This is a genomic window from Brevibacillus fortis, assembly GCF_003013395.1.
Taxonomy (GTDB): domain Bacteria; phylum Bacillota; class Bacilli; order Brevibacillales; family Brevibacillaceae; genus Brevibacillus; species Brevibacillus fortis.
In genome coordinates this window covers 259,480-279,477 of record NZ_PXZM01000012.1, presented here as the reverse complement: position 1 = coordinate 279,477, position 19,998 = coordinate 259,480, and the positions used below count along the sequence as shown (strand labels likewise).

21 protein-coding genes and 1 pseudogene are annotated in these 19,998 nt (G+C 45.9%); 19 read left to right on the top strand and 3 right to left on the bottom strand.

What is annotated here, in order from left to right; genetic code table 11:
• Positions 1-11: 11 nt before the first annotated feature.
• The 9 genes and pseudogenes from mnmG to C7R93_RS09600 all read left to right on the top strand — a co-directional run bounded on the left by mnmG (position 12) and on the right by C7R93_RS09600 (position 10,015).
• On the top strand, positions 12-1,910 hold the full coding sequence (gene mnmG / locus C7R93_RS09645; protein ID WP_106838622.1) for a tRNA uridine-5-carboxymethylaminomethyl(34) synthesis enzyme MnmG: 1,899 nt from the start codon (positions 12-14) through the stop codon (positions 1,908-1,910).
• An 11-nt stretch (positions 1,911-1,921) separates the two neighbouring features.
• Positions 1,922-2,638, top strand: coding sequence for a 16S rRNA (guanine(527)-N(7))-methyltransferase RsmG (gene rsmG / locus C7R93_RS09640; protein ID WP_106838621.1), 717 nt, complete (start codon positions 1,922-1,924; stop codon positions 2,636-2,638).
• Positions 2,639-2,811: 173 nt separating this feature from the next.
• Positions 2,812-3,471 (top strand): annotated as a pseudogene (locus C7R93_RS30605) (MgtC/SapB family protein).
• A gap of 609 nt (positions 3,472-4,080) precedes the next feature.
• Complete coding sequence (gene noc, locus C7R93_RS09625) at positions 4,081-4,935, top strand: nucleoid occlusion protein (RefSeq protein ID WP_106838619.1); 855 nt, start codon at positions 4,081-4,083, stop codon at positions 4,933-4,935.
• A 504-nt stretch (positions 4,936-5,439) separates the two neighbouring features.
• Positions 5,440-6,198 carry a ParA family protein gene (locus C7R93_RS09620; RefSeq protein ID WP_015894094.1) on the top strand — a complete coding sequence of 253 codons (759 nt, stop codon included), beginning with the start codon at positions 5,440-5,442 and terminating at the stop codon, positions 6,196-6,198.
• Entirely contained in the window at positions 6,195-7,040 is an 846-nt protein-coding gene (locus tag C7R93_RS09615; protein ID WP_106838618.1) for a ParB/RepB/Spo0J family partition protein, read from the top strand. Before C7R93_RS09620 ends, C7R93_RS09615 begins: the two co-directional genes overlap by 4 nt.
• A gap of 15 nt (positions 7,041-7,055) precedes the next feature.
• Entirely contained in the window at positions 7,056-8,210 is a 1,155-nt protein-coding gene (locus tag C7R93_RS09610) for an aminotransferase class V-fold PLP-dependent enzyme (protein WP_106838617.1), read from the top strand.
• 24 nt (positions 8,211-8,234) lie between these two features.
• A complete protein-coding gene (locus C7R93_RS09605) occupies positions 8,235-8,948 on the top strand; it encodes a DUF554 domain-containing protein (protein WP_106838616.1) in 714 nt (237 codons plus the stop codon).
• Between the two features lie 167 nt (positions 8,949-9,115).
• Positions 9,116-10,015: a diacylglycerol/lipid kinase family protein gene (locus tag C7R93_RS09600; RefSeq protein ID WP_106838615.1), complete on the top strand. Its 900-nt coding sequence runs from the start codon at positions 9,116-9,118 to the stop codon at positions 10,013-10,015.
• Positions 10,016-10,105: 90 nt separating this feature from the next.
• Here C7R93_RS09600 and yyaC read toward each other — a convergent pair whose 3' ends face one another.
• A complete protein-coding gene (yyaC, locus tag C7R93_RS09595; RefSeq protein WP_106838614.1) occupies positions 10,106-10,711 on the bottom strand; it encodes a spore protease YyaC in 606 nt (201 codons plus the stop codon).
• Positions 10,712-10,925: 214 nt separating this feature from the next.
• Here yyaC and C7R93_RS09590 point away from each other — a divergent pair, with 214 nt between their 5' ends.
• The 4 genes from C7R93_RS09590 to C7R93_RS09575 all read left to right on the top strand — a co-directional run bounded on the left by C7R93_RS09590 (position 10,926) and on the right by C7R93_RS09575 (position 13,198).
• Entirely contained in the window at positions 10,926-11,207 is a 282-nt protein-coding gene (locus tag C7R93_RS09590) for a putative Se/S carrier protein (protein ID WP_106838613.1), read from the top strand.
• The gene (locus tag C7R93_RS09585; protein ID WP_106838612.1) at positions 11,204-12,079 is read left to right on the top strand and encodes a mechanosensitive ion channel family protein; all 876 of its coding nucleotides are present in this window, start codon (positions 11,204-11,206) and stop codon (positions 12,077-12,079) included. Before C7R93_RS09590 ends, C7R93_RS09585 begins: the two co-directional genes overlap by 4 nt.
• A gap of 15 nt (positions 12,080-12,094) precedes the next feature.
• Complete coding sequence (locus C7R93_RS09580) at positions 12,095-12,304, top strand: DUF951 domain-containing protein (RefSeq protein ID WP_007720174.1); 210 nt, start codon at positions 12,095-12,097, stop codon at positions 12,302-12,304.
• 114 nt (positions 12,305-12,418) lie between these two features.
• Complete coding sequence (locus C7R93_RS09575) at positions 12,419-13,198, top strand: Ig-like domain-containing domain (protein ID WP_106838611.1); 780 nt, start codon at positions 12,419-12,421, stop codon at positions 13,196-13,198.
• A gap of 216 nt (positions 13,199-13,414) precedes the next feature.
• Here C7R93_RS09575 and C7R93_RS09570 read toward each other — a convergent pair whose 3' ends face one another.
• On the bottom strand, positions 13,415-13,501 hold the full coding sequence (locus C7R93_RS09570; RefSeq protein WP_017246824.1) for a YjcZ family sporulation protein: 87 nt from the start codon (positions 13,499-13,501) through the stop codon (positions 13,415-13,417).
• A gap of 356 nt (positions 13,502-13,857) precedes the next feature.
• Between C7R93_RS09570 and pepF the strand changes: the two genes are divergently transcribed.
• Positions 13,858-15,768: an oligoendopeptidase F gene (pepF, locus tag C7R93_RS09565; RefSeq protein ID WP_106838610.1), complete on the top strand. Its 1,911-nt coding sequence runs from the start codon at positions 13,858-13,860 to the stop codon at positions 15,766-15,768.
• Positions 15,769-15,838: 70 nt separating this feature from the next.
• Here pepF and C7R93_RS09560 read toward each other — a convergent pair whose 3' ends face one another.
• Complete coding sequence (locus tag C7R93_RS09560) at positions 15,839-16,462, bottom strand: NAD(P)-dependent oxidoreductase (protein ID WP_106838609.1); 624 nt, start codon at positions 16,460-16,462, stop codon at positions 15,839-15,841.
• A 214-nt stretch (positions 16,463-16,676) separates the two neighbouring features.
• On the opposite strand from C7R93_RS09560, the gene ychF reads away from it, so the two are divergent.
• The 5 genes from ychF (at position 16,677) to C7R93_RS09535 (ending at position 19,998) form a co-directional block, all read left to right on the top strand.
• Complete coding sequence (gene ychF / locus C7R93_RS09555) at positions 16,677-17,777, top strand: redox-regulated ATPase YchF (protein WP_106838608.1); 1,101 nt, start codon at positions 16,677-16,679, stop codon at positions 17,775-17,777.
• A 143-nt stretch (positions 17,778-17,920) separates the two neighbouring features.
• Entirely contained in the window at positions 17,921-18,208 is a 288-nt protein-coding gene (gene rpsF / locus C7R93_RS09550) for a 30S ribosomal protein S6 (protein WP_007720183.1), read from the top strand.
• Positions 18,209-18,237: 29 nt separating this feature from the next.
• Entirely contained in the window at positions 18,238-18,717 is a 480-nt protein-coding gene (locus C7R93_RS09545) for a single-stranded DNA-binding protein (RefSeq protein WP_007720185.1), read from the top strand.
• Between the two features lie 40 nt (positions 18,718-18,757).
• Complete coding sequence (gene rpsR / locus C7R93_RS09540) at positions 18,758-18,988, top strand: 30S ribosomal protein S18 (protein ID WP_007720187.1); 231 nt, start codon at positions 18,758-18,760, stop codon at positions 18,986-18,988.
• Positions 18,989-19,089: 101 nt separating this feature from the next.
• The gene (locus C7R93_RS09535) at positions 19,090-19,998 is read left to right on the top strand and encodes a DUF2232 domain-containing protein (RefSeq protein WP_106838607.1); all 909 of its coding nucleotides are present in this window, start codon (positions 19,090-19,092) and stop codon (positions 19,996-19,998) included.

The window sequence follows — 19,998 nt, the reverse complement described above, 5'->3', positions numbered from 1 at the left end:
GAGGACAAAAAATGAACGTTGTACCTGCATATGAAGCGGGCTCGTTTGACGTCATCGTAATTGGTGCCGGTCATGCTGGTGCTGAAGCGGCGTTGGCGGCTGCACGTATGGGTTGCAGTACATTGCTGTTGACGATCAACCTGGATGCTGTGGCATACATGCCATGTAACCCTTCCGTAGGTGGTCCGGCAAAAGGCCATGTCGTACGCGAACTGGACGCGCTTGGTGGAGAGATGGGACGCAATACCGACAAAACCCATATCCAAATGCGTATGCTGAATACAGGTAAAGGACCGGCTGTGCATGCCTTGCGCGCACAAGCAGACAAATTTGCGTATCAGCATGAAATGAAGAAAACGATTGAAAATACTCCGAATTTGATCTTGCGTCAAGCGATGGTAGAAGAGCTGATCGTGAACGATGGAGTCTGTGAAGGGGTTATTACGCAAACTGGGGCGCGATACATGGCCAAATCCGTCGTGTTGACGACTGGAACTTATTTGCGCGGAAAGATCATCCTCGGAGATCTCCAATACGAAAGTGGACCGAACAACATGCGTCCGTCCATTCGTCTGGCACATCATTTGAAGGAACTCGGTTTTGAAATGACACGCTTCAAGACGGGAACGCCTCCACGTGTTCATAGCAGCAGTGTAGATTTCTCCAAAATGGAGATTCAGCCTGGTGATCCGGTACCGCGCGCTTTTTCGTATGAAACTACGGAATTTATTTTGGACCAGCTGCCTTGTTGGCTGACATATACAAATGAAGAAACACATGGACTCATCAATAGCAATCTGCATCGTGCACCTATGTATTCTGGAATGATCGAGGGAACGGGACCGCGTTATTGCCCTTCGATTGAGGATAAAGTCGTTCGTTTTAACGATAAACCGCGTCACCAAATTTTCTTGGAGCCAGAAGGACGCAATACCGAAGAAATGTATGTACAAGGCTTGTCGACCAGCTTGCCGGAGGATGTTCAGCTTTCCATGCTGCGTTCCATGGCTGGAATGGAAGAAGTCAAAATGATGCGCCCTGGTTATGCGATTGAGTATGATTCGGTCGTACCGACGCAGCTCTGGCCTTCTTTGGAAACAAAAATATTGCCGGGCTTGTTCACAGCAGGACAAATCAATGGTACCTCTGGTTATGAAGAAGCAGCGGGTCAAGGTCTTATGGCAGGGATTAACGCAGCACGCCGCGTTCAAGGGAAACCACCAGTTATTTTGGGGCGAGAAGAGGCGTACATCGGTGTCTTGATTGACGACCTTGTTACTAAGGGAACGCATGAGCCTTATCGTTTGCTTACTTCTCGTGCAGAATATCGTTTGCTGCTTCGCCACGACAATGCAGACTTGCGCCTGACGGATATCGGACGTGAAATCGGTCTGATCAGCGAAGAGCGCTACAACCGTTTTAACCAAAAACGCGAGCTGATCGAGCAAGAAAAAGAACGTGTGGCAAACACACGCGTACGTCCTGAAATGGCACATGTCCAAGAGGTTTTGCGCAACGCAGGTTCTCCTGAACTGACAGATGTCATCGAGCTGGCTCAACTGCTGCGTCGTCCTGAAATCAACTACGGCCACATTGCTCAAATGGTCCCGGCGCCAGAAGCACTGCCAGAGGATGTAACGGAACAGGTTGAAATTCAGATCAAATACGATGGCTACATCAAAAAATCATTGCAACTAGTAGAGCGGATGAAAAAAATGGAGGAGCGCCGCATCCCAACAAATATCGATTACCACCAAATCTCCGGTTTGTCTAAGGAATCCCGCGACAATATGACCAAAATTCGTCCGTTGAACATTGGGCAGGCGGCTCGTATCGCAGGGGTTACTCCAGCTGACATTTCCGTGTTGATGGTATATCTGGAATATAAACGCGTGGGAGTAGCCGAGTAAGGAGAAAAGCTATGACGAAAGAACAGTTTGCCGAGGTACTTGCAGCCCAAGGGATTTCCTTGACGGATCGTCAGAAGGAGCAGTTTGATCATTTTTTCCGCTTGTTGGTGGAATGGAATGAGAAGATGAACTTGACCGGAATTACCGAAGAGGGGCAAGTGTACAACAAGCATTTTTATGATTCGATTACGCCAGCTTTTTACTTCCCATTTGACCAGGTGCAATCAGTTGTAGATATCGGTGGGGGCGCAGGTTTTCCTAGCATTCCTTTGAAAATTTGTTTCCCACATCTGCACATGACGATCATTGATTCCTTGAATAAGCGCATGAGCTTTTTGCAGCATGTAGCAAAGGAACTGGGTCTGGAGAACCTGCATCCCGTCCATGGGCGTGCTGAGGATCGTGGGCAAGAAGCCATTTATCGGGAGAAATTTGATCTCGTCGTGGCACGTGCTGTTGCGAGACTCAATTTGTTATCGGAGTTCTGCCTTCCTTTTGCCAAAGTCGGAGGACACTTCGTCGCTCTCAAGGGAGCGGAGATTACTCCAGAGCTTGCTGAAGCGAAAAAGGCAATCAAAACGCTCGGTGGAAAGACGAGAAAGGTTGAGACTTTCCAGCTTCTAGAGGATGCGGGAGAGCGTAACATCGTCATCATGGAAAAAATAGAAGCGACACCGAAAAGCTATCCGCGCAAGGCAGGAGTTCCTGCGAAAAAGCCGCTAGTGTAGGAGTCAGTAATAAGAGAGGGTCGTAGCCGCGTGCTGCGGCCTTTTTTATTTTTGAAGTGATACGCTGGTTTACTTCTGAGATTTACTTCTGAGATCATGGAGTCTGTTGCTTGGCATATACATAGTACTAGCTCCTTCGAAAGAATGACATCGTATGAGAGGGTGGTTAGACTATGCAAGCAGCAGTACTTTCCTCCTTTTTTCCGCCAGAACTCCCTACCATATTACTTCGGCTTTTTCTTGCTTTTCTAGCAGGAGCGATCATGGGATGGCAGCGAGAGAGGTTTATAAAAGATGTGAGCAGGCAAAGAGGTGCTGGCTTTCGAACGTATAGTCTTGTGTGTTTTGGTTCGTGTCTACTTGGACTAGCTTCCATTTAACATGAAAGAAAGTTTAAACTTTCTGGAGCGCATAATAACTTTCCGCAAAAACGCGGTCGCTCCTCCATTAATAGGCTTCGATAGTAGTTTTTATACGGTTTTTCTTCGAGCGGCGTGAATCATGATCCAGGGAGGGTAGCTGCACAAGTTGTGACGGGCATAGGATTTTTGGGAGCGGGAGCTATTATTAAATTCAATGGCACGGTGAAAGGTTTGACGACGGCAGCAGGGATGTGGGTTGCTTCAGCCATTGGTCTGATGTTCAGTGCAGGCATGTATGTCGCAGCGATCATTGCCGCGATTTTTTCGAATCTGACGTTAGACTTCCATAGACTTTTTCCTCGATTGTTTTCTGTCACCAAGATTTCACATCCTACTGATGAGAGCATTGGAAGTGATGAGAGGCCAAAACACAGTGATAATCGCGATTTTTATGCCGAAGATCACGATTGATGTTTCACGTGAAACGTTTTTCGTTAGCAGGAATTGGACGAATCTTGCAGAATTACATATATATAAATGAACCTGAAGAAAGCGTGTAGGGAAAGAAGATTAGGTCAAAGGCAATTTTACAAACCGATCGGATGGGCAAGAAGAGTCTGTTAAGCAGTATGTACTATAGGGCTTGTGAAGCTATTTTAAATGTAGATGCATGCTGTCTCTAACGATGTAAGAGGAGGACCTATGTAGAACGAGTAGGACTGGACTCACTTACGACGCCAACACTCCATTTTTCCTTTGCAGCTACAATCAAAGTACATATTCAATCTGTCCTATCCGGGCAATGGATGGGCAAGGGATACAAAAATGTTTCGAGGAAGATTCTGTCGATGATTGGACAGGACCTTTTTCAGTTTCAAGGACGTATTCAAAAAGTCGTCTTGAAGAAGGAGGAGCAGATTGTAGGAGCCCTACATGAGCACTAAACTTCGAATGTGAACGATAGTTTCGATGTCGCCCAAGCTTTTAGGATTACTTCGTGATTAGTAGATGGCTTTTTGAACAACTCTTCAAGGAATGAAAATAGCACGGATGGAACGGGTAGAAGTGGGGGATTTTTCTATGGCAGTTAAAGATTCATTTTCTCGGATTTTTGGCTTGACGGACAAGACAGATAACGAAGAAATCAAACAAATACCAGTTGAGGAGATTGTACCGAATCCATATCAACCTCGAACTGTATTTGATGACGAGAAAATTGATGAGTTGTGTCAAACGATCCGAACTCATGGACTCATTCAACCGATTGTCGTGCGGGTTCGCGATGGTCGTTATGAATTGATTGCTGGGGAACGACGTTTGCGCGCAACTAGAAAATTGGGCATGGAGAGGATTCCTGCGATTGTCAAAGAGTTTAATGACTCGCAAACAGCCTCTATCGCATTGATTGAGAATTTGCAACGAGAAGGTTTGACAGCCATTGAAGAGGCAGTCGCTTATCAAAAGCTGATTGATTTGCACAATTTGACGCAAGAGAGTCTTGCTCAACGTTTGGGCAAAGGACAATCGACAATCGCAAACAAACTGCGCTTGCTCCATTTACCACAAGAAATTCAAGATGCATTGTTGTCCAGACGAGTAACAGAGCGTCATGCAAGGGCTCTGATTCCTTTAAAGGATCCAGAATTACAACATAAAGTCCTGCTGGAGATTTTGGAGCGGGAATGGAATGTGAAACAGACGGAAGTGCGCGTGAAGCAGCTTCTAGAATTGGCTGAGAACCCGAAATCGGAAAAAGATGCCAAGCCTCGCTGGAAAGCATTTTCAAGGGATACGCGGATTGCGATTAATACCGTTCGGCAATCGATCGATATGGTGGTCCAGACAGGTCTGCCTGTAGAGACGGCAGAAGAAGATCATGATGAATTTTATCAATTCACCATTCGTATTCCGAAAAACAAGGAAACAGGGAAATAAATGATGGTAACAAAAAGGGCGACAAGGTCGCCTTTCTTTTTGGGCAAATACTGATTATTTATAGAAAATTAGGCTATCCGCATTGTTCGATTTCCAGAAATAAGCAGTTTTTGTAAAAATGTTAGGAAAATCAGTATTCTTGGGACAAAAATCAGGCTTTTTTGTCCTACTATCTAAAAAAAACAGCGTACGACCAAGCTGCAAATCTGATAACATGGAGAGTATCCACCTGTGCATACTTGCAGGTTTACTCGTTTATGAATGAGGATAACTTTGCAGAGACTTTTTTCGTCTTATCATGTACAGGCCATGTAAAGGTTACTGAATGGCAACGAACGAAGAAATTTGCAAAAAGATCATCGTTTTACAAGAATACGAGCAAATCGTAAATAGACTCGAATGACTAACTAGATGAGGATACAGAAGATGACTTTGAAAGACGTACTGGAGAGTGTACTGGTCAAGCCACAAGCTTTCCTACACGACAAAAAAGAGGTGGAGAAGTTGGGAAAAATCATTGCGGTTGCGAACCAGAAAGGCGGCGTTGGGAAAACTACTACGTCCGTCAATCTAAGTGCTTGTTTGGCCGCATTGGGGAAAAAGGTGCTGCTGGTTGATATTGATCCGCAAGGAAATGCAACCAGTGGGATCGGGGTTAATAAGGCAGATGTTAAGTACTGCATTTATGATGTCCTGATCAATGATATCAACCCCGTCGATGCGACTTTGCCAACTGAAATTGAAGGATTAATGATCATTCCTGCTACCATTCAATTGGCAGGTGCGGAAATCGAGCTGGTCCCTACGATTTCTCGTGAGGTTCGTCTGAAAAAGGCGCTGGAGGTTGTTAAGGACAAGTACGATTACGTCATCATTGATTGCCCGCCATCCTTAGGGATTTTGACCGTTAATTCTTTGACAGCGTCTGATTCTGTCTTAATTCCAATCCAGTGTGAGTACTATGCGCTAGAGGGATTAAGCCAACTGTTGAACACCATTCGTTTGGTTCAAAAACACTTGAATTCACAGCTTGCCATCGAAGGTGTTGTGCTGACGATGCTTGATGCACGTACGAATCTTGGTTTGCAAGTGATTGAAGAAGTGAAAAAGTATTTTCAGGACAAAGTATACAAAACAATTATTCCTCGAAATGTTCGCTTGAGTGAAGCACCATCACACGGACAAGCCATCATTACGTACGATCCACGCTCACGAGGAGCGGAAGTCTATACTGATTTGGCGAAGGAAGTGGTAGGGGTATGAGTAGAGGATTGGGAAAAGGGCTGAATGCGCTTATTACTTCCAATCTCATCGAAGAAGGGGAACAGGTAAAAGAGGTTTCCATCAATGAGATTCGTCCTAACCCTTATCAGCCCCGGAAAGAATTCGAGCAATCAGCTATAGATGAACTGGCACAATCAATCAAAGAGCATGGGATCATCCAACCGCTGATTGTTCGGAAAAGCATCAAAGGTTATGAGTTGGTAGCTGGGGAAAGACGATTGCGCGCTGCAAAAGTAGCGGGGTTAAAAGAAGTTCCGGTAGTAGTAAAAGCATACACAGATCAGCAATTAATGGAGATTGCCCTAATTGAGAACTTGCAACGGGAAAATCTGAATCCTCTCGAAGAGGCGGAGGCCTATGACAAGCTGATCTCCCACCATGATTATACACAAGAACAGCTCGCACAAAAGATAGGGAAGAGTAGACCGCATGTAGCCAACATGCTGCGTTTGCTGCAACTGCCAGAGAAGATCCGAAAAATGGTCTCGGCAGCGGAACTATCTATGGGACATTCGCGTGCTTTGCTTGGGGTAACGGATAAGAAAGTACAACAACAGCTTGCAAATGACGTGGTGGAAAAAGGATTGAGTGTTCGCCAGTTGGAAGAGCTTGTGAAGCAGCTCAATGTTTCACGTGAAACAAAAAAGAAAAAGCCAGCGAAAAACGAGCCAGTATTGATCGAGATGGAGGAACGGCTACGTAGTCGTTTTGGAACATCGGTCAAGATTAAAAAAGGAACGAAGCGCGGCAAGATCGAAATTGACTTCTATTCACAGGAAGACTTGGAACGAATCATCGATATGTTGAATATAGAGAAGTAAGTCCAGGAGGTAGTCATGGCGATCATCTATTTGGATAATGCAGCTTCTACATGGCCGAAGCCACCAGCAGTCAAAGAAATGATGGCTGAGGTCATCGAGGATTTTGCTGCAAATCCTGGCCGAGGTGGACATGCACTGGCGATGAAAGCGAGTAAAGCTGTGTTTCGGACACGGGTGCAGGTGTCGCGGTTGTTTGGGATTCAAAACCCGAATAACCTCTTTTTTTATCTCAATGCTACTCAAGCGCTTAATCAGGCGATAAAAGGATTCTTACAAGCAGGCGATCATGTGATTTCTTCGTCTGTCGAGCATAATTCAGTAAGACGTCCCATCGAGTACATGCGTAAAAACAACCAAGTAGAAGCTACTTTTGTAGAGCCGAGAGAAGACCATCAATTCTATGTAGAGGATTTCGCAAAAGCGATTACGCCCGCGACGCGGTTAATCGTCGTGAGTCATGCTTCCAATCTGACAGGTGTTATCCTGCCTGTAGCTGAGCTGGGGAAACTGGCAAAAGAGCACGGCATTACGTTTTTGGTGGATGCTTCTCAGTCTGCTGGTGTTTTGCCTATAGATGTAGAGGCAATGAACATTGACATGCTTGCGTTTCCTGGACACAAAGGGCTGTATGGTCCACAAGGTACAGGTGGTCTGTACGTGAGTAGTGAGATTGATCTGGAGCCTTTGATTCATGGGGGGACAGGCAGTCAGTCTGAAGCGATCGATCAACCGACAACTCGTCCAGACCGATACGAAAGCGGGACACTCAATACGGTTGGTTTGGCAGGGCTGCAAGCAGGCGTTGATTTTGTCATGGAAAAAGGTGTAGACAACATTCGTCAGCACGAATGGGAATTGGTGAAGCAAACGATCATCGGCTTACAGCAGATTGAAGGTGTACATGTCTACGGACCGGGGATTGAGACCGAACGTGTAGGCGTGGTTGCTTTTAATATCGGCGACGTGGATGCAGCAGAGGTGTCGTTTATCCTGGATCAACAATACGGGATTGCGACCAGATCGGGTTTTCATTGCACGCCACTGGGACACCAGACTGCCGGTACCGAACAACGTGGAGCGGTTCGAGCCAGCTTTGGAATTTTCAACTCAGAGAAAGATGTAGAAGCGCTTCATAACGCTGTTCGGGAAATAGCAGCAGCGTTTGTGTAACGCATCTGTAGGGGGACAGCGCAAGTGATCTTGCTGGGAACATTGGTCAACGCCGGAGCAATCATCTTAGGGGCATTGTTAGGCAGAATGTTGAAGCGAATTCCGGAGTCGATGCGACAAACCGTCATGCAAGGAATTGCTCTGGCCGTATTCATATTGGGCATTAAAATGTGCCTGGGTTCGGATAATTTTTTACTCGTGATTATCAGTATTGTGCTAGGAACAGTACTAGGTGAATGGATTGGAATTGAAAAAGGCTTAAACAATCTGGGGCACTGGCTGGAGAGGAAAGTTGGGGGTAGCGAAGGCAGTATTGCTACTGGTTTTATCACGACGACGCTGGTGTACTGTATTGGAGCCATGGCTGTACTCGGTGCGTTAGACAGTGGTTTGCGTAACAACCATGATGTACTGTTTATGAAAGCATTGCTAGATGGATTCTCTGCGATCATTTTCACATCGACGCTAGGAATCGGTGTCATCTTTTCGGCAGTGCCTGTGTTTTTATATCAAGGCATGATTGCGTTATTGTCTACACGCATTTACAGTGTGGTTAGCGAAACGATGCTAGATGCGATCCTAGTAGAAGTAACGGCAGTAGGTGGCTTGATGATTATTGCCATTGGGTTAAACGTTTTGGAGATCAAAAAGATAAGGGTAGCCAACATGATGCCAGCATTAGTGATCGCAGCAATCGGAGTTCCCTTGCTTGATTGGATTTCAAAGCTGTTTTCATAGTTGGCACAGAGGCTCTTCCTTCGGGAGGAGTCTTTTTCTATGAAAAATCAACTATCATCGATAAAAATAGCATGCGATAATATGATACAAAAACTTGATTTGCGAGCAAGTATGGATAAGTGGGACAGTACAGTACAGTACGGCAGCATGTTGAGGAGAGAATTACTATGTTGGGTGTAATCGTCAATCCTGTATCAGGCAATGGCACAGGGTTGAAAGTATGGAGGCAAATTGAGCCGACGCTACGACGTCTAGAAACGCCTTTTCATGTCAGGTTGACATCAGGAGAGGGGGACGCCGAAAAATTATCAAAAGAGCTGATTCAAAAAGAGGGAGTAAATAAAATCATTGCTGTCGGTGGGGACGGAACTGTACGAGGAGTGGTGAACGGGATATACGAATCGAATCAAGACTGTCGATTTGGATTGGTGCCGGCTGGTTCCGGGAATGATTTCGCTCGCGGACATGGAATTCCGATGAAACCGTTACAGGCATTAGAGCGAATTCTGTCGGAACAAGAGGAAAAGCGAATCGATCTGATTTTATTGGACGGAAAAGTAGCTGTGAATTCAATCGGGGCCGGATTCGATGCACAGGTAGCAAAGGTCACGGATCAAGCCGTGTACAAAGCTTGGCTCAATCAGTACAAGCTAGGAGCACTAGCCTACATTTTATCGGTGATCCGCGTCGTATGTACATATCAGCCACGTGACATCGTACTGACTGTTGATGGTCATGAGGTTCGTTTAGAGGGTGTCTGGCTAGTGGTCGCTGCCAATATTCCGAATTACGGAGGCGGAATGCTGATCTGCCCCGATGCAATACCGGACGATGGCATTGCGGACATTTGCGTAGTAAGTGGTATGAGTCGACTTGGATTGTTAGCCGCTTTTCCGAAAATATTTACATGGGCTCACCGTCATCATCCGGGTGTCCACTTTTATAGGGGCAAGCAGGTAACGATAGATGCAGCAGGACCGCTGCCCGTCCATGCAGATGGAGAAAGCGTAGCGCCAACGCCGCTCAGCGCCCAAGTGATCGAAAAACGTCTGACGATTATTGTGTAAAAAAAAAATAGACCTGTCATCCGTTGAGGGAGAGAACAGATCGAAAAGCAAGTTTTCTAGAGGGATGGAACCTTTTGCAGAAAGAAACGGTCAATCATATAAGACACTATCGAATCGACTAGGCGTAGAAGCCAGTGTTACGGCTTTTGCTAGTCCGGAAGCTATGATATCTGCCATGTTCATGACGATGGAGAGGCGGGTATTTTGAAGGACAAAATACTCCATGAAGCCTCCTACGTTGACAATCCCGGTAATGTGGAAGGAACCGACAGGAGGTAGCTCTTTTTTTACACCAGCCCCTGGTTTTAGTGGACCATTAATCACATTGATGTTTCCGACGTGGCTAAATTGTCCTAAACAGGCATCGACCGCAATGAGCGTAGCAGTCGGATGATTCGCGTGGATGAGCTCCAATTTTTCCTTAAGATTCATGGCGTGTACTGGGTCTTCAAGCGTTCCGTATACTTGCAAAAAACGAGATGACTGTGCGAGGAGCTTGGTTCCCACTAACGGGCCTAGAGCATCACCAGTAGAACGGTCTGTCCCAATACATACAATGACAAGGTCGTCATCGAACTGATTTAAGCGAAAGCGCTGCGCAAGGTGACCGGCGAGATGCTCGTCTGCGTTTTCACTGCGGTATTCCACTTTAAAAGGTGGCAAAGAATAATCCTTGCGATTATCGGATGTACTCATGGAAACCTCCACTCTTGCGGACTTGGCTTAAACCAACCTGTAAAAGGTTATATAAAAGTATTCACAGTATCGTACCGATATGACATTTTTATACCTGCTAATGGGAAAGTTACGTAGGTTTTGAAAAATCAGCGAGGCTGGCAAGCATGAAAACGAACAGGTAAAATAAGAGGAGCCTATGGCAGTTTGCGTGAAAAAGATGAGGGGGAGTGAAATGGGAGGAGAGACAGTGCTGATCGCGTTTGATTCCACGCAGCAAGCTTTGCGGGCAGAAATGCTGCTGGAGTACGAGGATATTGAGATCGATACAAGACCAACGCCGAAAGAAATAACGGCTGGCTGTGCCCTTTCCATTGAGTTCCCACTGTCGGATTACTCACGAGCGAAAACGATCATGATGGAACAACAAGTGGTAATACGAGGATACTTCCGTCAGTTTTTTGGTCTGTATAGCGAGGTCGACGAAAACGGGGAGCAGAAGGAGCGGGAGGAATGAATCAAGGTGGTTTTTTTGAGAAAATTTATGCCCAAGTATACGCGTATGTGACAGATGCAGATATGTGGGTAAACATAGGTATGATCGTACTGAAGATCGCAGCGATCATACTGTTATCGCGAATCGTCGTATCTGTTGTGCAATCAGGCGTGAATAAAGTGTTCCAGCATCGGCATGGAAGCAAGATTCAAATGGATCAACGCCGAGTGGATACGATGCGGGTGCTCGTCAACAATGTCGTTCAGTACGGCATTTACTTTTTGTCGATTCTCATGATTTTGCAGCTGTTGGGCATTGATTTGCGCCCGGTTTTAGTAAGCGCAGGGGTACTGGGGCTGGCAGTCGGTTTCGGAGCGCAGAGTCTCGTGCGTGATATCATTACGGGATTCTTCATTATTTTTGAAGACCAATTTGCTGTCGGAGACGTCGTAACGATCAACAATTTGACAGGTACGGTACAGGAGATTGGTCTGCGCATTACAAAGGTGCGAAGCTGGACGGGTGAGGTGCACATCTTTCCAAACGGCACGATTAATCAAGTGACCAATTTTTCTTTGCAAAATACGTTAGCGGTTGTAGACGTATCTGTAGCGTATGAAGAAGATCTGAATCAAGTGGAGTCTGTGCTCAAAGAAGTATTGGCATCGGCTCAAACGGAATTGACGGATATCGTAGCTGAGCCACAGATTTTGGGAGTACATGCACTGGGACCTTCCGAAGTCATTATCCGGGTGACGGCGGAGTGCAAGCCGAACACGCATCACGGGGTCAATCGAAATTTGCGTGCGAAAATCAGAACGGAATTAACCAATCGAGGTATTCAAATTCCGTATCCAAAAATCGTCGCGGTGTCTGGAAAGGGAACAGTGTAGAGAGGAGAAAGAGAAATGGAACGTAAGCAATTTGGACTGGGGGATGTCGTACAGATGAAAAAGCCACATCCATGTGGCACGAATGCGTGGAAGGTCATACGCATGGGCATGGATGTGAGAATCAAATGTACGGGTTGTGATCATAGCGTGATGATTGGACGACTAGAATTTGAACGCAAACTGAAAAAAATATTGATTCGCGCGGAGGAAGAACCGCAAGCATAGTTCATATTTCTTTGATCAACCCATCTGTCTTTTTCTACAATGCCTGTAAACGATGAAGAGACACGTTTATTTGCTTCAGGAAGCGGCTTTGTCGTTTTAGACGGGAGGGGTTCGATGAAAAAGATGAGTGTTCGGTGGTTGCAATGGGTAGTAGTGCTTGCGCTTTTCCTAGTTCCATCACAGGGAGCGTGGGCAAAGTCGGCGAACGAATGGGGAGTGACAATATCCCCGGCTGACAAATCGGCGGAAATTGACCCGGATCAAATCATTACACTGACATTTTCGGGGCCGGTTTCGTTAAAAAATGGTCAAGAGCTCTCCGACAAATCTGGTCTCTCGATCATTTCGCTCACGGATGCGAAAAAAAAGAAGGTTCGTTTTACGGCAAAATGGAACAAAACCAATCGAAGCATAATGATTGATCCGGAAGGAAATCTGGAAGCAGGGGCGTCCTATCGAGTAAGCCTGATGGCTAAAAAAGTGAAGGATCAGCGAGGCAATTTGAATCCAGAGCTAACCAGCACGTTTCAAACGAAACAACCTGTGGATAACATCTCTCCGCAAGCGGTCATGTTGCCTGGTCACGGGGCTAAAAATGTAAGGCTCCAGGATAAAGTGACACTCCAGTTTGCGGAGGAGATTATTTTAGTTGGTGGCGGAGTACTCTCCAGCAAAACGGCCGGACCGTTAGTTCGTGTGACAGATGAAAAAGGGGCTATCGTTCCCCATACAGCTACCTGGAACAAAAGTAAGCGGATGTTGTCTGTGAAGCCAAAAGGAAAATGGCAGCCACATACGAGATATCAGGTAAGCCTCATTACGGGTTTGGTAAAGGACACAGCAGGTAATCACAATCAAGCGCAGTGGATAACTTTTCAGACCGGGTCTAAATAGTCCAAGCATGTGGGTAAAAAAAAGGATGCAGCCAATAAAGGCGCATCCTTTTTCCTTTTGTACGATCAAATGTATCTCCCGGTGATGGTACTTAGGTTATGACTGATCATTATCCCTGGGCTGCATCGCCTGGTTATGATCTATGTGCAATGGAGAAGGTAAGGCTGCTGAGGATGCAAGCTTACCTTCAGATAGGCTGGATGGCAGCGGAGTAGGTTAGTCGCAGTCGCAACCTACGATAACGAGAAGGATGAACAGAACCAAGATCAGCGCGAAATCGTCGAAGCCGTTAAAGATACCCACTTGCTAACACCTCCTACCGTAGTTTCAATACTCATGCTATGTAGGAACCCACTACGAGGTATAGGCGGATGCCCTGGTTCCAAGGAAAATAAGTTATTCACAGTATATCCACAGAAAATGTGGACAACTTTTTGCGAAGAAAAAGAGTGTCTGCAAACGATTTGGGGAAAAGAAAGTTGTTAATAAATACTTATCCACAGAGTTATCCACAAAAGGCGATTTTCTCTGGATAAATTGACGGTTGTTATTGAATATTTTAAAAATTTTTATTAATAAGAAGGAATTTGGTAGGTAAAAATATAATTACACACTTATAATTTGGCAAAAATAGATAGAAGAAAAGGGGCGATTGAGATTTGAAGAAGCAAGTATTTGCATCAGTTACGGCTTTAGCCATTGCATTATCGACAGTATCCGTACCATTCATTCCTTACAGCACGCAGGCGGTAGCTCTTGCTGCTGAGAAGCCTTCTTATCAAACTCGCGCTGAGATCCCGGATGCCTACAAGTGGAAGCTGGATCATATTTATCCGACTGTTAAGGAATGGGAAAAGGATGTTGCTAAGGTTGAATCTTTGGCAAACGCTTTCACGAAGCACCAAGGCAAGTTGGGTACATCTTCTGCTGCGATGCAGGCGGCATTCGACGACTACGTTGAGTTGATGCGCTTAAATGACAAAGCATACGTTTACGGAAACATGTCTCTCGATGTAAACTCCGCGAATCCTGATCTGCAAAAGCTGGGAGACCGCGGTGAGAAAATGTACACGCTTGTCACAGAAAAAACCTCGTGGGTACAGCCTGAAATCGTTGCGATTCCCGATGACAAACTAAAGAGCTTGCTGTCCGAAAAGGAACTAGAGCCTTACAAGCTGTTTATCGAAGACATGCTGAGAACGAAGCCGTACTCACTCTCTGCTGATATGGAGCAGCTCTTGGCGAAATCGTCTCCGTTGGGCGGTGCACCGACCAACATTTACAGCATGCTGTCAAAAGACGTGAGGTTCCCTAAAATCAAAGACGAGACAGGCAAAGAAGTACAGTTGACTCGTGCTAATTTTATTTCCTATCTGGAAAGCAAGGATCAAAATGTGCGCAGAGAAGCGTTCAAGGCGTACTATAGTGCACTGATCAATTTCCAAGATTCGTTTGCATCGACGTTGGCTGCAAAAGTGAAGGGCGATAATTTCTACGCAGCTGTACGTAATTACGATTCTGCGCTGGAAGCAAGCCTGACACCGAACAACGTACCGACGAAGGTGTATGATGAGCTGATTGACACAGTGAATGACAATCTGCCATTGCTGCATCGCTACATTTCCTTGAAAAAGAAAATGCTTGGCGTGAAGGAATTGCACATGTACGACATTTACGTGCCGATCGTTCCATCTGATGACAAATATATTTCCTTCGACGAAGGAAAGAAAATCGTGGTTGATGGGTTACAGGTAATGGGTGATGACTATGTGAAGGCAATGTCTGAAGGTCTCGATGGCGGCTGGGTAGATGTCTATTCCACCGATGACAAGCGCACGGGTGCTTACCAATGGGGTGCTTATGATACACATCCGTATGTACTGTTGAATCACCAAGGTACGCTTGATGATGTGTATACCATCGCACATGAAATGGGACACGCCATGCAGTCGTATTACACGAATAAAAACCAGCCGTACATTTCGTCCAACTACCCAATTTTCACGGCAGAAGTGGCTTCTACCATGAATGAAACACTGCTGTTCAAGAGCATGTACGCGAAGGCGAAGACGAAAGAAGAGAAGATGTATCTCTTGAATCACTATCTGGAAAACTTCCGTTCCACGCTGTTCCGTCAGACGCAATTCGCGGAGTTTGAGAGAGCGATTCACGAAAAGGAGCAAGCAGGGGAATCTCTGAATGCGGAAGCGATTAAGAAGATATACCTCGATATCAACAAAAAGTACTACGGAAAAGACATGGTTTCTGATGAGGAAATCGGTATGGAATGGGCACGTGTGAGCCATTTCTACAACTATAAATACTACGTCTATCAGTACTCGACGAGCTTTGCCGCTGCACAAGCATTAGCGAAGCAAATCATGGATGAAGGTCAGCCAGCAGTGGACCGTGTTCGCAAAAACTTCCTCGAAGCGGGTAACTCTGCTCCGCCTATCGAGGTGCTAAAAGCAGCAGGTGTGGACATGTCGACGTCCCAGCCAATCGAGCAAGCAATGGAAATTTTCGAAGAGACATTGAATGAGCTGGAAAAGCTGGTGAACGAGAAGTAAAGAAACGCATAGAAGCAAAACAGGCTCCCTTCCATTACGGATAGGGGGCCTGTATTTTTCCTGTATCTATTTAATAGGCAATGCCGACTCGCGCTTGCATGTATTCGGAAGAAGAAAGCTGCTGATACGTAAACTCGGCTGTATCCGGCACGGATATTTGCATCCCATCCACAGGCAATTGGTGAACTTCGACCCGGTAAGTGCCCGTATACACGCCATCGGGCAAATAGGTCGGACATACAATGGTCCAATCGAGCTCGGACTGTTCCAAGAGCGAGTATGCCTTGTGATGTTCCTCAGCAGCACGCGTCAATTTTTGTCTGGACTCACTGGATTGATAGCGGAGCAGGTCAGGAGAAACCCTGCTTTGCAAGATGCCGGCGGTGCCCACCGTAATAATCCGTGAAACGCCTTCTCGCTTCATTGCTTCAATAATATAGGGAATCCCCTCGGATAACGTCGTTGCTTTATCTGTCCCGAGGGCGCTAATGACCGCGTTAACTCCACGCATGGCTGATTCAACATCCTTTTGATCGAGAACATTTCCGGTCAGGACACGCACATTTTCAGAAGCCAAATGAAGGAGCTTGTCTGCTGAGCGAACGAGAACGGTTATTTCATGCCCATCTTTTAATGCATAGTCTAGGATATGACTCCCTACGCGACCAGTTGCACCGAGAAGTAAGAGCTTCATTTTTGTAGTCACCTCGTTACCTTTCATTTTACCGTAGCAAATAGATTCTGTTTGTCTAGTCTAGCATTTCTTTTTTTGTCCCACCACCTGAAGCTATGATGAGCACAGGAGGAGACAAGTGAAACAAAGCTTCCACAAGGAGACAATTGTAATCTGAAAACCAAATCTATATACTTAAAAGGATATCAGGATGATGATAAAGGAGTGTATATAGATGGGTGCTTCTTGCGGGATCGTCGGTCTTCCAAACGTAGGGAAATCGACATTGTTTAATGCCATTACACAAGCGGGTGCTGAATCGGCGAACTATCCGTTCTGTACGATTGACCCTAACGTAGGTATTGTGGAGGTGCCAGACGAGCGTCTGGAAAAGCTGACACAGATCGTCGTTCCGAACAAGGTAGTTCCGACAGCGTTTGAATTCGTGGACATTGCTGGCTTGGTAAAAGGTGCGAGCAGAGGCGAGGGTCTTGGTAACCAGTTCCTCGGACACATCCGTGAAGTGGACGCGATTGCACATGTTGTACGTTGTTTTGAAGATGAGAACATCACGCACGTAGCTGGTCGCGTAGATCCTCTGAGTGATATTGAGACAATCAATCTGGAGCTGATCTTTGCTGATCTGGACTCTGTTGATCGTCGCATTGACCGTATTGCACGTAAGGTGAAATCCGGTGACAAAGAATCCAAGCAAGAGCTGGACGTGCTGGAGAAATTGAAGGCTGCATTTGAAGAGGGCCAATCCGCTCGCAGTGTTGAACTCGATGACGAGGAGCGCAAATGGATTCGCGATCTGCATCTTCTGACAATCAAGCCAATGCTGTACGTGTGCAACGTAGCAGAAGACGGCATTAACGATGCTGACACCAACCCGCATGTGCAGACGGTTCGTGAACACGCAGCGAGTGAAGGCGCAGAAGTGGTTGTCATCAGCGCGAAGGTAGAGGCGGAAATCGCTGAACTCGAGGGTGAAGACAAAGAGATGTTCTTGGAAGAACTCGGTCTTACTGAGTCTGGTCTTGATCGCTTGATTCGTGCTGCTTACAAACTGTTGGGATTAGTTACTTATTTCACAGCAGGTGTACAAGAAGTACGCGCTTGGACCATCCGTCAGGGTACAAAGGCTCCAGGTGCGGCAGGCGTGATTCATACCGATTTCGAGCGCGGATTCATTCGTGCCGAAGTGATTGCTTATGAACATCTGGTAGATGCTGGTTCCGTAGCAGTAGCGAGAGAACGTGGGAAGTACCGTCTTGAAGGGAAAGAGTACGTAGTGGCAGATGGAGATGTTATGCATTTCCGCTTCAATGTTTAGTACGAAATTCTTGATTCGAGCTAGGCGGTTTGCTATAATACGATAATGCGAGTATTTATGGAGTGCATGTTTTGTGCGTTTCGTTTTAGCACTCGCTCCTTGCCCGAATAGGGCCGCTAAAGTCCATAAGGAGGTGAAAAGGTATGCGCCAATACGAAGTAATGTATGTATTGCGTCCAGACCTTGAAGAAGAGAAAGTAAAATCCAATGTAGCTCGTTACAGCGATGTTGTAACTAACTATGGTGGCGAAATCTCTAAGCTTCAAGAAATGGGTAAACGTCGTCTTGCGTACGAGATCAACAAGTTCCGTGAAGGTTACTACGTTTTGATGAACTTCAAAGCGAACTCCGATGCTGTTGCGGAAGCTGAGCGTCTGATGAAAATCAATGACGACGTAATCCGCTTTATGTTTGTTCGTGATGAGAAGTAATCATTGTCGCGATCAGAGGGGGAACCAAGATGAATAAAGTCATTCTCATCGGCAACCTGACGAAAGATCCTGAACTTCGCTACACGCCAAATGGCGTTGCCGTTGCTACTTTTACTGTGGCCGTCAATCGTCCCCGCACCAATCAAGCGGGTGAGAAAGAAACGGACTTCATTAACATTGTCGCTTGGCAAAAACTTGCCGACCTGTGCGCAAGCTATTTGCGTAAAGGTAGACAAGCAGCCATCGAAGGACGTATGCAAACACGTTCCTATGATAATAAAGAAGGTAAAAAGGTATACGTGACGGAAGTCGTTGCGGAGAACGTTCAATTTTTGGGCGGTCGAGGCAATGAATCCGGCGGAGACAATTCGGGATACGATCCAGGACCGGGCATGGGTGGCGGTAACAAACCATCCGGTCAACGAAATAATGACTATGATCCGTTTGGTGATCCTTTCGCGAGTGCAGGCAAGCCGATCAACATTTCAGATGATGACTTGCCGTTCTAGTATCGTATAACTTTCACATTCCTAAGAGGGAGGGACTATCATGGCACGCAAAGGACGTCCTAATAAGCGTCGTAAAGTATGCTTCTTTAAAGTGAACAAAATCAAGCACATCGATTATAAAGATATTGATTTGCTGAAAAAGTTCATCAGCGAACGCGGCAAAATCTTGCCACGTCGTGTAACTGGTACTTCTGCGAAGTATCAACGTGCATTGACAATCGCAATCAAGCGATCCCGTCAAGTAGCACTGTTGCCTTACACTGCTGAATAATTTTCAAAAGCTATACAAAGAGGGGCACAATTGCGTGGCCCTCTTTTTTCCATAGTTTTCTATGGAAAGTGTACATGAGATATGAATAATGAGGTGCTGACATGCCGTCCAAAACGAAACACTTGGCTGAAAATGCCCTTATGTTGGGTATCGCACTGGTGCTGCTGTTTCTTAGTACATATACCGTACTGGGAATGTTCGTCACCTTCTTGATACCTCTGCCGTTTATTCTTTTGGCTGTAAATCGAACAGTACCTAACATGGTGTGGGCCACGTTGGCCTTTACGGTTCTAGGATGGATCATTACCGGTCCACTCGAAGCCACACTCGCTTTTTACAGTGCCGCTTGGGGTTCAGTAATGGGGATTGTTTACGCGAAAAAGAAGGCGGCTTTACCAGCCATTGTGGCGGGTGCTGGTGTCTCTTTTCTGGGTGTGGTTTCTTATCTTGGATTCTTGTCATTCGGAATGAACGTGGATTTTAATGCGGTCTTGCAAGAGGTTTCTAAAATACGTCCTCCGATGATGCCAAAAGAACAGTTTGATCAGCTCATTGCACTGGGTAAAATGGTATTGCCTACGAGTCTCGTCTTGTTCAGCTTTTTATCTAGCGCTATTAATCATGGATTGGCGAGTCTGTTTGGAAGGCGTCTGCACAGACCGATTCCATCATTGAAGCCGATTCGGGAATGGAGCTTCCCGCGATCATTGCTTTATTATTACTTCATTGCGATGATCAGTCTTTTGTTGTTTGCTGAAAGCATGCAGGGTACATTTTGGGAAATCGCCCTGATGAACCTGAAAGTCATGCTAGATGTTATTTTTGTCTTGCAGGGCTTGAGTTTTTGTCTATTTGCTGCCTTTTTGTACGGGTGGAAGAGATTGACTCCTGTGCTCGTTGTCTGTCTATTTATTTTTCCCCCCCTAAGTACTATACTTAGTCTAGTAGGGATATTTGACCTAGGAATTCGTTTGCGTGAAAAACTGGAAACAAGAGTGAAGAGGGGCTGA

Bases quoted from the DNA above. Each gene is read 5' to 3' on its own strand.
- mnmG (WP_106838622.1), top strand. From the start codon at position 12: ATGAACGTTGTACCTGCATATGAAGCGGGCTCGTTTGACGTCATCGTA.
- rsmG (WP_106838621.1), top strand. From the start codon at position 1,922: ATGACGAAAGAACAGTTTGCCGAGGTACTTGCAGCCCAAGGGATTTCC.
- noc (WP_106838619.1), top strand. From the start codon at position 4,081: ATGGCAGTTAAAGATTCATTTTCTCGGATTTTTGGCTTGACGGACAAG.
- C7R93_RS09615 (WP_106838618.1), top strand. From the start codon at position 6,195: ATGAGTAGAGGATTGGGAAAAGGGCTGAATGCGCTTATTACTTCCAAT.
- C7R93_RS09610 (WP_106838617.1), top strand. From the start codon at position 7,056: ATGGCGATCATCTATTTGGATAATGCAGCTTCTACATGGCCGAAGCCA.
- C7R93_RS09600 (WP_106838615.1), top strand. From the start codon at position 9,116: ATGTTGGGTGTAATCGTCAATCCTGTATCAGGCAATGGCACAGGGTTG.
- yyaC (WP_106838614.1), bottom strand. From the start codon at position 10,711: ATGAGTACATCCGATAATCGCAAGGATTATTCTTTGCCACCTTTTAAA.
- C7R93_RS09590 (WP_106838613.1), top strand. From the start codon at position 10,926: ATGGGAGGAGAGACAGTGCTGATCGCGTTTGATTCCACGCAGCAAGCT.
- C7R93_RS09585 (WP_106838612.1), top strand. From the start codon at position 11,204: ATGAATCAAGGTGGTTTTTTTGAGAAAATTTATGCCCAAGTATACGCG.
- C7R93_RS09580 (WP_007720174.1), top strand. From the start codon at position 12,095: ATGGAACGTAAGCAATTTGGACTGGGGGATGTCGTACAGATGAAAAAG.
- C7R93_RS09575 (WP_106838611.1), top strand. From the start codon at position 12,419: ATGAAAAAGATGAGTGTTCGGTGGTTGCAATGGGTAGTAGTGCTTGCG.
- C7R93_RS09560 (WP_106838609.1), bottom strand. From the start codon at position 16,462: ATGAAGCTCTTACTTCTCGGTGCAACTGGTCGCGTAGGGAGTCATATC.
- ychF (WP_106838608.1), top strand. From the start codon at position 16,677: ATGGGTGCTTCTTGCGGGATCGTCGGTCTTCCAAACGTAGGGAAATCG.
- rpsF (WP_007720183.1), top strand. From the start codon at position 17,921: ATGCGCCAATACGAAGTAATGTATGTATTGCGTCCAGACCTTGAAGAA.
- C7R93_RS09545 (WP_007720185.1), top strand. From the start codon at position 18,238: ATGAATAAAGTCATTCTCATCGGCAACCTGACGAAAGATCCTGAACTT.
- rpsR (WP_007720187.1), top strand. From the start codon at position 18,758: ATGGCACGCAAAGGACGTCCTAATAAGCGTCGTAAAGTATGCTTCTTT.
- C7R93_RS09535 (WP_106838607.1), top strand. From the start codon at position 19,090: ATGCCGTCCAAAACGAAACACTTGGCTGAAAATGCCCTTATGTTGGGT.